The sequence below is a fragment of the Brucella intermedia LMG 3301 genome, from assembly GCF_000182645.1.
Lineage (GTDB): Bacteria > Pseudomonadota > Alphaproteobacteria > Rhizobiales > Rhizobiaceae > Brucella > Brucella intermedia.
Genome location: NZ_ACQA01000001.1, coordinates 229,166 through 243,438 on the forward strand (window position 1 = coordinate 229,166; position 14,273 = coordinate 243,438).

Consider the following 14,273-nt stretch of genomic DNA (forward strand, 5'->3'; position numbering starts at 1 on the left):
TGCGTGGGATGACTCTTCCCCGCTCCCGCGCGATCCTCACCATGAAGCGCTGTAGGAGCAGCGTTGTTTCTGGGAGGATGTCATGAACAAGGTTGAATTCAGCCGGACCGTGAAGCCGGCTTTTGCAAAGCGTTACGGAAACTTCATCGGCGGCAAATGGGTCGAGCCCAAATCGGGGCGCTATTTCGACAACACGTCGCCCGTCAACGGACAGGTGCTTTGCGAAATAGCCCGTTCGGATGCCGCTGACATTGAAGCGGCGCTCGACGCAGCGCATGCCGCCAAGGATGCCTGGGGCAAGACGAGCGCGGCTGAACGCGCGCTCATCCTCAATCGCATCGCCGACCGGATTGAGGAAAACCTGCCCGCGCTGGCGGCTGCCGAAACGTGGGACAACGGCAAGCCGATCCGTGAAACCACCAATGCCGACCTGCCGCTGGCTATCGACCATTTCCGCTATTTCGCAGGCGTCATTCGCGCCCAGGAAGGCGGCATTTCGGAAATCGATCACGACACGGTCGCCTATCATTTTCATGAACCGCTCGGCGTCGTCGGCCAGATCATTCCCTGGAACTTCCCGATCCTCATGGCGACGTGGAAACTTGCGCCCGCCCTTGCGGCAGGCAACTGCGTCGTTCTGAAACCGGCCGAGCAGACCCCGGCATCGATCCTGGTGCTTATGGAGCTGATCGGCGATCTGTTGCCGCCCGGTGTCGTCAATGTCGTCAACGGCTTCGGCCTTGAGGCAGGCAAGCCGCTCGCATCGAGCCCGCGCATCGCCAAGATCGCCTTCACCGGCGAAACGACGACCGGACGCCTGATCATGCAATATGCCAGCCAGAACCTCATTCCGGTTACGCTGGAACTGGGCGGCAAGTCGCCGAATATCTTCTTCAAGGATGTTGCCGCGGAAGATGACGATTTCCTCGACAAGGCCATCGAAGGCTTCGTGATGTTCGCGCTCAATCAGGGCGAAGTCTGCACCTGTCCGAGCCGCGCGCTTGTTCATGAATCGATCTACGACAGGTTCATGGAAAAAGCGCTGAAGCGCGTGGAGGCCATCGTGCAGGGCGACCCGCTCGATCCGGCCACGATGATCGGTGCGCAGGCATCCAGCGAGCAGCTGGAAAAAATCCTGAGCTATCTCGATATCGGCCGTCAGGAAGGCGCCGAAGTGCTGACCGGCGGCGAGCGCAATATTCTGCCGGGCGATCTCGCCGGTGGCTATTACGTCAAGCCTACGGTGTTCAAGGGCAACAACAAGATGCGCATCTTCCAGGAGGAAATCTTCGGTCCGGTCGTGTCCGTCGCTACCTTCAAGGACGATGCCGAAGCGCTATCGATTGCCAACGATACGCTTTACGGCCTCGGCGCCGGCATATGGACCCGCGACGGGACCCGCGCCTATCGCTTCGGACGGGCCATTCAGGCTGGCCGTGTGTGGACCAACTGCTACCATGCCTATCCGGCCCATGCGGCATTCGGCGGTTACAAGCAGTCGGGTATCGGTCGCGAAAACCATCTGAAGATGCTCGATCATTATCAGAACACCAAGAACATGCTTGTGAGCTACAGCCCGAAGAAGCTGGGCTTCTTCTAGAACTCCCGGCAGACGCAATGCGGAGAAATCGTCTTCGCATTGCGTTCAATCAAGGGTCGGGATCGCTCTTCATGCCAGTATTGCGTCGACTTTAACGATTCCCAATACCCTCCCAAGGGGCCTGGGCGGAAACGCCCGGGCGACCTTTTGTCCATGACTGCGAATTTTCACATTTCTTCCGTCCCCCAGGAAGCCAGCTCAGTTCGACAACGAAGGAGAAACTTCATGGCAAAGACAATGAAAGCCGCCGTGGTGCGCGCATTCGGAAAGCCCCTGACGATTGAAGAAGTGCCGGTACCCGAACCCGGCCCCGGCCAGATACAGGTGGCCATTCAGGCGTCGGGGGTTTGCCATACCGATCTGCACGCAGCCGAGGGTGATTGGCCGGTCAAGCCCAATCCCCCGTTCATTCCGGGCCATGAGGGCGTCGGTTACGTCTCTGCCGTGGGTAGCGGCGTCAAACATGTGAAGGAAGGTGACCGGGTCGGCGTTCCCTGGCTCTACACCGCATGCGGGCATTGCCGCCATTGCCTGGGCGGCTGGGAAACGCTCTGCGAAGCACAGGAGAATACGGGCTATTCGGTCAATGGCGGCTTTGCCGAATATGTGATTGCCGATCCCAATTTCGTCGGCCATTTGCCGAAGAGTATCGATTTCAACGAAATCGCGCCGGTCCTGTGTGCGGGCGTAACGGTCTACAAGGGCCTCAAGGTTACAGATACGAAGCCCGGCGACTGGGTTGTCATCTCCGGCGTTGGCGGACTGGGCCATATGGCGGTGCAATATGCCAAGGCCATGGGGCTCAATGTTGCTGCTGTCGATATCGACGACAAAAAGCTCGATCTTGCGCGCAGGCTCGGCGCAACTGTAACCGTCAACGCCAAGACGCATAACGATCCGGCGGCCTATATCAAGAAGGAAACCGATGGCGGCGCGCAGGGCGTGCTGGTTACGGCGGTTTCGCCGATCGCCTTCGAACAGGCGCTGGGCATGGTGTCGCGCGGCGGCACGGTCTCGCTGAACGGCCTGCCGCCCGGCGACTTCCCGCTTTCCATCTTCAATATGGTGCTGAACGGCGTTACAGTGCGCGGATCGATTGTCGGCACCCGGCTCGATCTGCAGGAGTCGCTCGATTTTGCCGGTGATGGCAAGGTGCGAGCCACCATCCGCACCGAAAAGCTGGAGGATATCAACTCCATCTTTGACGATATGCGGCAGGGCAATATCGAAGGCCGCGTGGTCATGGACCTCACGCAATAATGCCCCGTGCCGCATCGAAGATGCGGTAGAATGCACATCCGGGCGGGCATTGCACAAGTGCCCGCTCGTCTTCCCGGGAGGAGGATATGGCGGAGAAACACCCCGATACGGACCACGGACAGGTGAGCGCCACACCGGCCGCACTTGATCTCATCTGGCAATTGCAGGCCGAATATGGGCCGATCATGTTTCACCAGTCGGGTGGTTGTTGCGATGGGTCATCGCCGATGTGCTATCCACAAGGCGAATTCATCGTGGGCGACACGGACGTGAAACTCGGAGAAATCGGTGGTGCCCCGGTCTATATCAGCGGTCCGCAATATGAGGCCTGGAAACATACCGAACTCATCATCGATGTCGTTCCCGGACGCGGAGGCATGTTTTCCCTCGACAATGGCCGCGAGGTTCGCTTTCTGACGCGATCGCGGGTCTGCTCAATTCCCTGATTTCTCTTTTCGTTTTGCGGCGAAGCGGTTAGAGCATTTCCAGCAAAAGTGCGAAGCGGTTTTGCGTCGGATAATGCGTGAAAACAGAAGGATAGATCGGAGAGGGAGGGAGACGATCCGATATGGCCGCAGCAGGAAAACGAGCAACCATTCATGATGTGGCACGCCTTGCCGGCGTGTCGATCAAGACAGTTTCACGCGTCTATAATGACGAACCGAATGTGCGCGAGGCCATCCGCGAAAAGGTCCGGCAGGCGGGAAGCGAGTTGCGATACCGCCCCAATGCCGCCGCCCGCAACCTTGTCGAACGCCGGTCTCACCTGATCGGTCTTTTCTTCGAAAATCCCAGCGCCAGCTACGTCACCGAATTGCAGATGGGTGCGCTGGAGCGGCTGCGCGACACACGATACCGCCTGCTGATCTTTCCCGTCGAAAATCGGGATGATATTCGCGGCGCGCTGATCGAAACGGCGCATGCCTCCGGCCTCGACGGCATCATCGTGACGCCGCCCATGTCGGACGATCCTGAAATCCTGGCCGAGCTGACGGCATCGGCGATGCCGTTTGCGCGGGTCGCGGGCGATGTGAATGTCCATCCGACCGACAGCGTCACGATTGATGACGGGGCTGCCGCCTTCGATCTCATGGAATATCTTCTGAAACTCGGCCATCGCCGGATCGCCATCGTCATTGGCGATCCAACCCATCGTTCGGCTGAACTGCGCCTGGCGGGCTATCGGCGCGCGCTGGAGCAAGCGGGGATCGAGCGTAACCCGGATTACGAGGTGCAGGGCGGTTTCAGTTTCGCAAGCGGCCTTGCTGCCGGAGAGAAACTGCTTTCGCTCGATGAGCCGCCGACGGCGGTGTTTGCGTCAAACGACGATATGGCGGCTGCCGTCATGCAGATCGCCTATGACCATAATGTTGCGATACCCGACCAGCTGACGGTGGTCGGCTTCGATGACAGCGCTATCGCCAGCATGGTCTCGCCGCAGATCACCACTGTCCGCCAGCCGATTTTCGAGATGACGCGCGACGCGGCGGACATGCTCTTGAAACAGATCGAAACCGGCCATTTGTCGGCTTCGCGACAGATTGATTATAAACTCGTCATCCGCCAGTCGTCCGGCAAGGCGCCGGTATAGACCAGTCTAACTCTGTTCGGGATGCGAGGGGAAGAAGCGCTCGCGGGCAAAATTGCTGCCGAAGATCATGTCATATTGCAGCATCTGATAATCGCGCAGCAGCGGCGGGAAGGGCGGCCGTTGTTGCCAGCCCTCTTCGGCATTCTCCGACCGGTCAAACACTGCATGATTGTCAACGACCCGGTAGCGCTCGTGCAACTGGCGCAGGAAGCCGGTGTAATAGGGGTGCTGCATCCCGGCCATGTCCAGAATGTGCAGCGGCAGGAAGGCGGGGCTGATCGTGCCCGATCCCCGTTCGGCCCCACGCTTGTTTGACCAGAGAACCAGCGGGGTTTCGTGCTGCAGCATCATGTCTTCGGCAGATGCGGTGCGGCTTGCAACCCGGTTTGCCATGAAGCCGGTCTCGACATAGACGGGGCCGAGTGGCGGCAGATGGTCGCCGAAGAAGACGAGAATGGTTTCGCGGTCACGCTTGGATGCCCACTCCATCAGCCTTGCAAGGCTTGCATCGGCATCCATCGCCCCTTGCGAATAGGAACGGATCGACTGGCGGGTATGCTCGCTGGCGTCGGTCTGCACCTCGAGTTTGGAATCCGGATAGCGGTTGGCCTCATATGGGCCATGTCCCTGAAGAGAAACGGCGAAGAAGAAGAACGGCGCATTCATGGAATCGGCTTCGCGGATGATTTCCTCGGTCAAGGCAGCGTCGGACGCCAGCGCACCGCGCTTTTCCAGCGGCGGCATGTTTTCCTCTGACATGAACCGGTCGAAGCCCATGCTTTCATAGACGGGACCACGGTTCCAGAACCATTGGCGATAGGGATGGATGGCCCGCGTGGCGTAACCCTGATCCTTGAAAAAGCTTGCAAGCGAGGGAAGCGGGCGACGGATATATTGCTGGTACGGAATGCTGCCCGAAGGCAGGAACGCCTTGGAAAAGCCGGTCAGAGCCTCGAACTCGACATTGGCGGTCATCCCGCCGAATTCCGGCGAGAAGACATGGCCGGACTGTTCCGCACGCACTGTCGGGATCGGATCGGCGCTGAAGGCCACGCCGGGAAGGCGCGTCGGATCCCAGAAGGATTCGCTCATTACCATGATGACATCCGGCTTGCTGCTGTCGAATGCGGCAGGGATGAGCTGCGCGGGCGGTTCGATGGCGGCAATCGCCTCCGGGGAATAGCCCTCCGGCGCGAAGACGGTTGCCATCGGCACATTCAGGATGAAAGCCATGGTGAAGCCGTTATGCGCGTAATTTTCCTTCTGGTCCCACATGATGGGCAGAATGCGCAGACGGTCACGGGCCAGCGAAAAACTCGCATAATCAGAAATGACCGCGAACCAGGCGAGCAGCGGCAGCGCGAAGGCAAGACGCAGCATCCGCCCCTTCCACGGAATCGGATCGAAACGCCGCCACCAGAACAGCGTCACGGTGAACATCAAGGCTGCCGAGGCGATGAGCAGCAGGGCTATGCCCACCGCGCTCCATGGCCGGTCGCGCACCAGCAGCGGCAGAAGATCCACGATCTGACGGGCATAGAGAAAATCGCTCGGATAGAGCGGATCGCCGAGATAAAGGCTTTTTTCACGGGCGGTCGTGGCGGCAATCAGCGCCAGCGGCCCGACGACGATGAAGCCATAATGGATGCGCCCGAAAATGGCGTCGCTTGCGGTGAGCACGACGACGAAAAGCGCCACGGTCGTCCATGCGGGCTTGTGCGGTGTGCGGAAGAACTGCATCGTATCGGCGAACGAGCCGCGCACGATCCATTCGATGGCGAAAACCAGCAGGGTCGAAAGCACCATGGAAGCAAGCGCAATGGCGGCCAGGCGCAGCGGCCAGGCAATACGGGCAGGCCCGAAAATCGCGGCATCGCTCCAGCGACGCGCTGCGGTATTTTCCATCACACCCGGCATGTTTTTACTCACCAACTCCCAGACTTCACAAAAATCCTGTCACATTTCTGTCATGGAAATGTCAACTCACGTTTGGGGCACGCTTGGGCCGCGAGTGATACGCACCGTGATCTGAACGGATGATGAATGGCGCATGTCTCCCGAAAGCGGAAAACGGTTTCGGGTCGAAGACATGTGAAAAAACAAACAGATAGGGAATATGAAATGAAGACAGGGGCCGGAATCATCCGGCCCTGTCGGTGGCGACATGGGAGACTGGATTACGAAAAGACGTCTTCCAGCCCCTTGGTCAGTTCCAGCGCCTGACGCTCGAACAGGCGGCGGTAGATGCCGTCCGGCTTGCGGATAAGCGCATCATGGTCGCCTTCTTCGAGGATATTGCCCTTGTCGAAGACCAGCAGCCGGTCAAGCGCCCGCACCGTCGAAAGCCGGTGTGCGATGACAAGCGTCGTGCGGCCCACCATCAGCCGTTCCATCGCCTGCTGGATCAGCACCTCCGATTCCGAATCGAGGCTCGACGTTGCCTCGTCCAGAATGAGGATCGGTGCATTTGCCAGAAACGCACGGGCAATGGCGACACGCTGGCGCTCACCGCCCGAAAGCTTCACACCGCGTTCACCGACAAGCGTTGCATAGCCTTTCGGCAGGCGGCTGATGAAGTCGTGCGCGCTCGCAAGCTTCGCAGCTTCCTCGATCTCGGCCTGCGTCGCACCGGGGCGGGCATAGGCGATGTTCTCGGCCAGCGTCCGGTGAAACAGGATCGGCTCCTGCTGCACGATGGCGATCTGCGATCGGAGCGATGCCTGTGTGACATCGGCGATGTTCTGCCCGTCAATGCGGATAGCGCCGCCGCTGACATCGTAAAGCCGCTGGATCAGCTTGACGAAAGTCGTCTTGCCCGAACCCGAATGACCGACCAGACCGACGCGCTCGCCAGCCTCGATCTTGACCGAGAAGTCGCGATAGAGGGCAGATTCGTGATTGCCATAATGGAAGGTGACGTGATTGAAAGTGATCTCGCCATTTCCAATTTTGATGGCCGGAGCACCCGGCTTGTCGGCAATACCGTAAGGCTGCGCCTCGATATCGACCAGTTCCTCCATGTCGTTGACCGAACGCTGCAGGTTGCGGATATGCATGCCCACATCGCGCAGATAGCCCTGCAACATGAAGAAGGCGGTCAGGACGAAGGTGATATCGCCCGCCGTTGCCTTGCCCTGGCTCCACAGATAGAGCGCAAAGGCAATGACGACGCCGCGCATCACCAGCAGGTTCGCACCCTGTATGAAGCCGTTCAGCGTACCGATCAGCCATGTGCGGCGTGTGCGGCCGCGCCACTTGGTGACGACCTTGGCAAGACGCATATCTTCGCGGCTTTCCGCACCGAACGCCTTCACAACCGCATTGCACGAAATGGCATCGGCCAAAGCGCCGCCCATGCGCGTGTCCCAGCTATTGGCAAGCGTTGCCGCAGGGGCGACGAAGCCGAGCGAGATCACGATGGTGCAGACGATGAACAGCACCGAACCGATGGCGACCAGCAGGCCCATCAGCGGCCAGTACCACGATAGAAGTGCGACCGAGCCGAGCAGCATCAGGACCGATGGCAACAGGGCCACGATCAGCGTATCGTTGAGCAGGTCGAGCGCCCACATGGCCCGCGAGACCTTGCGCACGGTCGATCCGGCAAAGGCATTGGCATGCCAGTCGGTCGAGAACCGCTGCAGCCTGCGGAACGAGCTGGCTGCCATGTCGCTCATGATCTTCAAGGTGAAGTCTGTGATGACATAGAAGGTCAGCTGGCGCGTGATCAGCGCCAATGCACCCAGCGCAAGCAGGACGATCAGCGCATGAATGGCCGCATCCCATGCGCCGTCATTGCCCAATGAAAGCGCGTCGACCAGCCGCCCGGAATAGAGCGGGGTCAGAACATCTGCGGCTGTTGCGAGCAGCATGCCGATTATCATCAGCGTCAGCCGCACGGGCTGACTTCGCCAGTGGCTGAAAGTGTAGCCGAGGACGTTGCGAAATGCAGGTCCCCGGAAATTGATGCGAAACCGAGTCATATCTACAATACCAGGCCGCGTTCGGGCGGATTCTGGTTCCTTTAAAAGCATTTTCAGCAAAAGTTCGAAGCGGTTCGGCGTCGGACGATGCGTGAAAACAAAGACAAAACAAGCAGCCGGTGACGGCTGCGGCAAATCTGGAAGTTTTGGAATGTGCCCTTTTAGGGAGGGCGTTCAGGCCTCAGCCTGCATCGCGGGCCAAGGACTTAAAGCTTGGAAGCGCCCGCGCGAACACTGGGCACCATCGGGAATGGGTAATAGACACGCATCTCATACCTCTTGCCAGTGTTGCGGATAGGTGCACAATAAATGAGCAAAAATATTTGCCAAGGCGGAAAATGACAATTTTTCCAACTGGTCATTGACTGTGACAAATTTGCAAGGCGGGCCTTTCAAGGCCCTGGCCCGGGGTTTATTTTCACTTTTTGCGTTACAGGACGGCTCCGGTCTTGCAATTCCGCCGCTCATGAGTGAAGGGTCGTTCTGAGATATATCAGAGCCGTGCGGCGCACAGGGAGAGTTCATGACGGTACATCAAAATCTGATCGCGGGCGAATGGGTCGGCGGCGACGGGATCGCCAACATCAATCCTTCGGACACCAATGATGTCGTTGGAACCTACGCGCGCGCAACGGCTGAAGACACCAAGGCGGCCATTGCCGCCGCGAAAGCCGCTTTCCCGGCATGGTCGCGCTCCGGCATTCTGGAGCGCCATGCGATCCTGCGCAAAACCGCAGACGAGATCCTGGCGCGCAAGGACGAGCTTGGCCGTCTCCTGTCGCGTGAGGAAGGCAAGACGCTGGCCGAGGGCATCGGCGAAACCATCCGCGCCAGCCAGATTTTCGATTTCTTCGCGGGCGAAGCCCTGCGTCTGGCAGGCGAAGTTCTGCCTTCTGCGCGGCCGGGCATCGGCGTCGAAATCACCCGCGAACCTGTCGGCGTCGTCGGCATCATCACGCCGTGGAATTTCCCGATCGCCATTCCGGCATGGAAGATTGCGCCGGCGCTCTGCTATGGCAACACGATCGTCTTCAAGCCGGCTGATCTCGTGCCGGGCTGCTCCTGGGCGATTGTCGATATCCTGCATCGCGCCGGTCTTCCAAAGGGCGTGCTCAATCTCGTCATGGGCAAGGGTTCCGTGGTCGGCCAGACTATTCTGGACAGCGCTGACGTCAATGCCGTCACCTTCACCGGTTCCACCGGCACGGGCAAGCGCGTTGCGGCTGCATCCATCGAGCACAATCGTCGCTTCCAGCTCGAAATGGGCGGCAAGAACCCGGTCGTGGTTCTCGATGACGCCGATCTGAATGTGGCTGTGGAATCGGTCGTGAATTCCGCCTTCTTCTCTACCGGCCAGCGCTGCACGGCTTCCTCGCGCATCATCGTGACGGAAGGCATCCACGACAAGTTCGTTGCCGCCGCCATTGAAAAGCTGAAGACCGTCGTGGTCGACAATGCGCTGAAGCAGGGCACCCATATCGGCCCGGTGGTCGATGAAAGCCAGCTCAAGCAGGACATGGACTATATCGAGATCGGCCGCAAGGAAGGCGCGAAGCTTGCCTTTGGCGGCGAGCGCCTCAACCGCGAAACGCCGGGCTTCTATCTCCAGCCCGCGCTGTTCACGGAAGCCACCAACCAGATGCGCATCAGCCGCGAGGAAATCTTCGGCCCGGTCGCTTCCGTCATCCGCGTCAAGGATTATGAAGAAGCGCTTGCCACTGCCAACGATACGAATTTCGGCCTGTCGTCGGGCATCTGCACGACGAGCCTGAAGCACGCCACGCATTTCAAGCGCAATTCGGAAGCGGGCATGGTGATGGTCAATCTGCCGACCGCGGGCGTCGATTTCCATGTGCCGTTCGGGGGGCGCAAGGGTTCGAGCTACGGTCCGCGCGAGCAGGGCCGCTATGCCGCCGAGTTCTACACGACGGTGAAGACGGCCTACACGCTGGCCTGATGGCAGTTTGAACAAAAATGAAAACCGGCGGTTCCCCGCCGGTTTTTTTATGCGGCTTTTCGCGGCCAGACGGCAAGCTTGCGGGCGAAATGCGACACCGTGCCGTGCAGCAGCATGGTGAAAGCCGCCAGAACGAACAGGCAGGCGAACATCAGGTCGACCTTGGCCCGTCCATTGGCGAGCAGCATCAGATAGCCGAGCCCCTTGGATGCCCCGACCCATTCGCCCACCACGGCGCCGATGGGGGCATAGACCGCAGCGAGGCTCAGGCCCGACGCCAGCGAAGGAAAGGCGGAGGGGATGCGGATGCGAAACAGGATTGCCATGCGCCCGGCCCCCAGGATTTCCGCCGCGTCGATCAGGCTGCTGTCAGTGCGTCGCATGCCGTCGAAGAAGGTCGAAACGACGGGGAAGAAGATCATCAGCACCGTGACAGCGATCTTCGACGCAGGGCCATAGCCGAGCCACAAGGTCAGAATGGGGGCGAGCGCGAAGATCGGGATCGCCTGGCTGAACACCATGGCGGGCATGACGAGGCGCTGCGCCAGCGGCGACATCATCAGGCAGATGGCGGTTGCAATGCCGACCGCACTGCCAAGGGCAAGACCGCCCAGCACTTCGCCGATGGTGGCGGCGGCGTTTTCTGCAATCAGCCCGGCATTGGCGATCAGCGCCTGCACCACATCCAGCGGACCCGGCAGGATGAAGCGCGGCATCTGGCCGATGCTCACCACCGCCTGCCAGATGGCGAGCGCCACCGCTGCCGACAGCAGACCATCGGCAGCGCGTTTCATTCGGCTTCGGTTCGAGAGCGCTTCGGTCACTATCCGGCCTTCAACCCCATCGACCAGAACTCCGCTTCGAGCCTGCTTGCGGTGGCAAATATCTGGCAGAGCCTTGGCCAGCGCGGGCTTTTCTCGAAGTCATCCCCGATGCGATCTCGTGCGGCCTGATCGAACAGCTTGCCGACCGTGTGGCACATGTCCTGATAATCAGGCCCCGCATAGGTATCGATCCACTCCTGATAGGGCGTGCCGGGGCGGGCCGTCACAGCGAGATTGAGACCGATCTCGCCATAGCCATGCGCGCAGGGCACAAGCGCGGTCAGCAGGTCGAGGAAATCGCCCGCCTGTCCGCAATCGAGCACATAGCGCGTATAGGCGAGGTTTTCCGGCTCTTCCTTCGTGGCGTAAAGCGCATCCTCACTGATGCCTTCGCGGCCGCAGATGCCGACATGCAGCGGCAGCTCCGTCACCGTCAGCCGATGCATGATCTGGGCGCAGAGCCGGGTTTCCTGCAATGTATTCGCCTTGACCACACCGAGCGCGAAGGCGCGGGCATAGTGATGCAGATAGACATAATCCTGACGCAGATAATGCAGGAAAGCCGCCTTGGGTAACGTGCCATCGCCCAAACCCCGCACGAATTCGTGCTCGATATAGGGCTTCCAGTCGCCAAGCGTCGCGGCGCGCAGGCGCGTGAACAGTTCGGATGAATAATGCGGCTGCGGCTGGCTCATGACTTGCTCCCTTCGGCATTGACGTCGATGGCGAATTTTTCGACCGGCAGGATGGAAGGCACCAGATTGTGCTCCTTGAGATAAGCCTCATAGCGGCGCCAGCGGCCGGTATCGAGGCTGGCAGGTGCGCGTGAAAAGCGCGCGACGGTGTCTTTCCAGGCGCGCTGGTTCAATTCGTCCTTGAGTTCGGTGCTGTAGGACGAGAACAGCTCGAAACCCTTGTCCGGGTGATTGACGATATATTGCGCGGCCTTCTCGGTGGCCGACAGGAAGCGGGAAATCTTGTCCTTTTCCGCCGCGTCGAGCCTGGTCGTGGCTGCGACATAAACCAGCTCGTCATAAACCGGCACGCCTTCTTCCTCGACGAAGAAGCATTTGCCCGGTACGCCTTCGACGGCCATCTGGTTCAGTTCGACATTGCGATAGGCACCCATCACCGCATCGACCTGCTTCGACATCAGCGACGGCGCAAGCGAGAAATTCACATTGATGAGCTCGACGTCGGAAAGCTTCACGCCATGCTGTCCGAGAATGGTGCCAAGGAGCGTTTCCTCCACGCCCGCGACCGAATAACCGATCTTCTTGCCCTTGAGATCGGCAATGGAATTCACCGAGCCGTCGTCGCGGGCCATCAGGCAGTTGAGCGGCGAGTCGATCAATGTGCCGACACGGACAAGCGGCAGACCCTCATGGACCTGAAGATGCACCTGCTGCTGATACGAGACGGCGAGATCGGCCTGTCCCGCCGCGACCATCTTGGTCGGTGTCGAGGCATCGGCAGGGGCGACGATTTCCACGTCCAGCCCCGCATCCTTGAAGTAGCCGAGCTTGTCGGCAACGATGATCGGGCCATGATCGGGGTTCACATACCAGTCGAGAATGAGCTTCAGCTTGTCGTCAGCGTGAGCCGAAGTGGCAGCGGTGAGGGCGAGGCCGAACAGGGCGGCAAAGGCAGTCTTTTTCATAGGGTTTGCTCCAGAGCATGGCCTGCATAAGCGCGCGTGGTTTCGATCCACTGGCGCAGGCGGCTTTCAGGGTCGGCATTGAGTGTGATGTCGGTGACGACGGAAACGATGTCGGCGCCTGCTTCGAAAACGCCCGGCGCGCGCTCCACGCTCATACCGCCGATGCCCACCAGCGGAATGTCGCCGATGCGCGCCTTCCATTGCCCGATACGAGGCAGTCCCTGCTCGTGCCATTTCATCTTTTTCAGGATGGTCGGATAGACGGGGCCGAGCGCGATATAGTCGGGCTTAACCGACAAGGCGCGGTCCAGCTCCGCCTCGTCATGACTTGAAACGCCGAGCTTCAGGCCACCGGCGCGAATGGCATCGAGATCGGCATCGTCGAGGTCTTCTTGGCCCAGATGGATGAAGTCGCAGCCTTCCTCCAGCGCCAGTTTCCAATAGTCGTTGACGACAAGCTGGCAGTCATGCGCAAGGCATATCTCCCGGGCGGCGCGGATTTCACCGCGCAGTTCCGGCTCGCTCTTGTCCTTGATGCGCAACTGCACCAGCCTGACGCCGAGCGGCACCATGCGCTCCAGCCAGCTCGCGCTGTCGAAGATCGGGTAGAACGGATCGAGGGCCATTACAAAAATGCCTTTCCGAGAAGAGGGGTGGATGGTGCGGCCATGTCGCGGGCTTCGATGGCATCCGCCTCGAAGGCGAGCCGACCGGCTTCGACGGCAAGCGCGAAACCGCGTGCCATGGCGACGGGATCGCCAGCCTTGGCGACGGCGGTGTTGATGAGCACGGCGTCGAAGCCCAGCTCCATCGCCGCCGCCGCATGGGATGGCACGCCGATGCCTGCGTCGACGACAAGCGGAATGTCGGGGAAATGCGCCCGCATGGTTTTGAGCGCATAAGGATTGTTCAGGCCACGACCCGAGCCGATGGGCGCGCCCCACGGCATCAGCACTTTGCAACCGGCTTCGAGAAGCTTTTCCGCGACGACCAGATCGTCATTCATATAGGGAAAGACCTCAAAGCCGTCGTCGCAGAGAATGCGCGCTGCTTCGACCAGACCGAACGGGTCCGGCTGCAATGTGTCGTGGTCGCCGATGACTTCCAGCTTGATCCAGTTGGTGCCGAAGATTTCCCGCGCCATCTTGGCAGTAGTCACCGCTTCGCGGGCCGTGTGACAGCCCGCCGTGTTCGGCAGAACAGCCACGCCCAGTTCGCGGATCAGCGCCCAGAAATCCTGTCCGGCGCGGGCCTCGCCGCTTTCGCGGCGCAGCGAGACGGTGACGATACCGCTTTGCGAGGCGCGCACCGCATCGGCCAATATGGCCGGTGACGGATATTGCGCCGTGCCGAGCAGCAGGCGGCTTTCAAACGTCCTGCCATAAAATTCCAGCATCT

The 14,273-nt window shown here is 60.1% G+C and carries 12 protein-coding genes; 5 read left to right on the plus strand and 7 right to left on the minus strand.

What is annotated here, in order from left to right; genetic code table 11:
* The first annotated feature begins 82 nt into the window (after positions 1-82).
* The 4 genes from adh (at position 83) to OINT_RS01065 (ending at position 4,451) form a co-directional block, all read left to right on the plus strand.
* Positions 83-1,600, plus strand: coding sequence for an aldehyde dehydrogenase (gene adh, locus OINT_RS01050; RefSeq protein ID WP_006465928.1), 1,518 nt, complete (start codon positions 83-85; stop codon positions 1,598-1,600).
* Positions 1,601-1,825: 225 nt separating this feature from the next.
* Positions 1,826-2,860 carry an alcohol dehydrogenase AdhP gene (gene adhP / locus OINT_RS01055; RefSeq protein ID WP_006470820.1) on the plus strand — a complete coding sequence of 345 codons (1,035 nt, stop codon included), beginning with the start codon at positions 1,826-1,828 and terminating at the stop codon, positions 2,858-2,860.
* An 86-nt stretch (positions 2,861-2,946) separates the two neighbouring features.
* Positions 2,947-3,306, plus strand: coding sequence for a DUF779 domain-containing protein (locus OINT_RS01060; protein ID WP_006465930.1), 360 nt, complete (start codon positions 2,947-2,949; stop codon positions 3,304-3,306).
* Positions 3,307-3,428: 122 nt separating this feature from the next.
* The gene (locus OINT_RS01065; protein WP_006465932.1) at positions 3,429-4,451 is read left to right on the plus strand and encodes a LacI family DNA-binding transcriptional regulator; all 1,023 of its coding nucleotides are present in this window, start codon (positions 3,429-3,431) and stop codon (positions 4,449-4,451) included.
* A gap of 6 nt (positions 4,452-4,457) precedes the next feature.
* Here OINT_RS01065 and OINT_RS01070 read toward each other — a convergent pair whose 3' ends face one another.
* Together OINT_RS01070 and OINT_RS01075 are read right to left on the minus strand one after the other, a co-directional pair.
* Positions 4,458-6,368: an LTA synthase family protein gene (locus OINT_RS01070; RefSeq protein ID WP_006470819.1), complete on the minus strand. Its 1,911-nt coding sequence runs from the start codon at positions 6,366-6,368 to the stop codon at positions 4,458-4,460.
* Positions 6,369-6,628: 260 nt separating this feature from the next.
* Positions 6,629-8,434 carry an ABC transporter ATP-binding protein gene (locus OINT_RS01075; RefSeq protein ID WP_172491093.1) on the minus strand — a complete coding sequence of 602 codons (1,806 nt, stop codon included), beginning with the start codon at positions 8,432-8,434 and terminating at the stop codon, positions 6,629-6,631.
* Between the two features lie 523 nt (positions 8,435-8,957).
* On the opposite strand from OINT_RS01075, the gene OINT_RS01080 reads away from it, so the two are divergent.
* Positions 8,958-10,391: an aldehyde dehydrogenase family protein gene (locus tag OINT_RS01080; RefSeq protein ID WP_006465935.1), complete on the plus strand. Its 1,434-nt coding sequence runs from the start codon at positions 8,958-8,960 to the stop codon at positions 10,389-10,391.
* Between the two features lie 47 nt (positions 10,392-10,438).
* Here the strand turns inward: OINT_RS01080 and OINT_RS01085 are convergent, their stop codons facing one another.
* The 5 genes from OINT_RS01085 to OINT_RS01105 are packed head-to-tail and all read right to left on the minus strand — an operon-like array spanning position 10,439 to position 14,271.
* Positions 10,439-11,185 carry an ABC transporter permease gene (locus OINT_RS01085; RefSeq protein ID WP_268869087.1) on the minus strand — a complete coding sequence of 249 codons (747 nt, stop codon included), beginning with the start codon at positions 11,183-11,185 and terminating at the stop codon, positions 10,439-10,441.
* Positions 11,186-11,214: 29 nt separating this feature from the next.
* On the minus strand, positions 11,215-11,910 hold the full coding sequence (gene tenA / locus OINT_RS01090) for a thiaminase II (RefSeq protein ID WP_006465937.1): 696 nt from the start codon (positions 11,908-11,910) through the stop codon (positions 11,215-11,217).
* The gene (locus OINT_RS01095) at positions 11,907-12,875 is read right to left on the minus strand and encodes an ABC transporter substrate-binding protein (protein ID WP_006470818.1); all 969 of its coding nucleotides are present in this window, start codon (positions 12,873-12,875) and stop codon (positions 11,907-11,909) included. Before OINT_RS01095 ends, tenA begins: the two co-directional genes overlap by 4 nt.
* Positions 12,872-13,501 (minus strand): thiamine phosphate synthase, encoded by a 630-nt coding sequence (locus OINT_RS01100; RefSeq protein ID WP_006465940.1) that lies wholly within the window; start codon positions 13,499-13,501, stop codon positions 12,872-12,874. The genes OINT_RS01095 and OINT_RS01100 overlap by 4 nt, the downstream gene beginning before the upstream one ends.
* Positions 13,501-14,271: a thiazole synthase gene (locus OINT_RS01105; RefSeq protein WP_006465941.1), complete on the minus strand. Its 771-nt coding sequence runs from the start codon at positions 14,269-14,271 to the stop codon at positions 13,501-13,503. Before OINT_RS01105 ends, OINT_RS01100 begins: the two co-directional genes overlap by 1 nt.
* Between the last annotated feature and the right edge of the window lie 2 nt (positions 14,272-14,273).

Excerpts from the sequence above, each read along its gene's own strand:
- OINT_RS01105 (WP_006465941.1), bottom strand. The coding sequence starts at position 14,271 with ATGCTGGAATTTTATGGCAGGACGTTTGAAAGCCGCCTGCTGCTCGGC.
- OINT_RS01080 (WP_006465935.1), top strand. The coding sequence starts at position 8,958 with ATGACGGTACATCAAAATCTGATCGCGGGCGAATGGGTCGGCGGCGAC.
- OINT_RS01095 (WP_006470818.1), bottom strand. The coding sequence starts at position 12,875 with ATGAAAAAGACTGCCTTTGCCGCCCTGTTCGGCCTCGCCCTCACCGCT.
- OINT_RS01065 (WP_006465932.1), top strand. The coding sequence starts at position 3,429 with ATGGCCGCAGCAGGAAAACGAGCAACCATTCATGATGTGGCACGCCTT.
- OINT_RS01060 (WP_006465930.1), top strand. The coding sequence starts at position 2,947 with ATGGCGGAGAAACACCCCGATACGGACCACGGACAGGTGAGCGCCACA.
- adhP (WP_006470820.1), top strand. The coding sequence starts at position 1,826 with ATGGCAAAGACAATGAAAGCCGCCGTGGTGCGCGCATTCGGAAAGCCC.
- adh (WP_006465928.1), top strand. The coding sequence starts at position 83 with ATGAACAAGGTTGAATTCAGCCGGACCGTGAAGCCGGCTTTTGCAAAG.
- OINT_RS01085 (WP_268869087.1), bottom strand. The coding sequence starts at position 11,185 with ATGAAACGCGCTGCCGATGGTCTGCTGTCGGCAGCGGTGGCGCTCGCC.
- OINT_RS01070 (WP_006470819.1), bottom strand. The coding sequence starts at position 6,368 with ATGCCGGGTGTGATGGAAAATACCGCAGCGCGTCGCTGGAGCGATGCC.
- tenA (WP_006465937.1), bottom strand. The coding sequence starts at position 11,910 with ATGAGCCAGCCGCAGCCGCATTATTCATCCGAACTGTTCACGCGCCTG.
- OINT_RS01075 (WP_172491093.1), bottom strand. The coding sequence starts at position 8,434 with ATGACTCGGTTTCGCATCAATTTCCGGGGACCTGCATTTCGCAACGTC.
- OINT_RS01100 (WP_006465940.1), bottom strand. The coding sequence starts at position 13,501 with ATGGCCCTCGATCCGTTCTACCCGATCTTCGACAGCGCGAGCTGGCTG.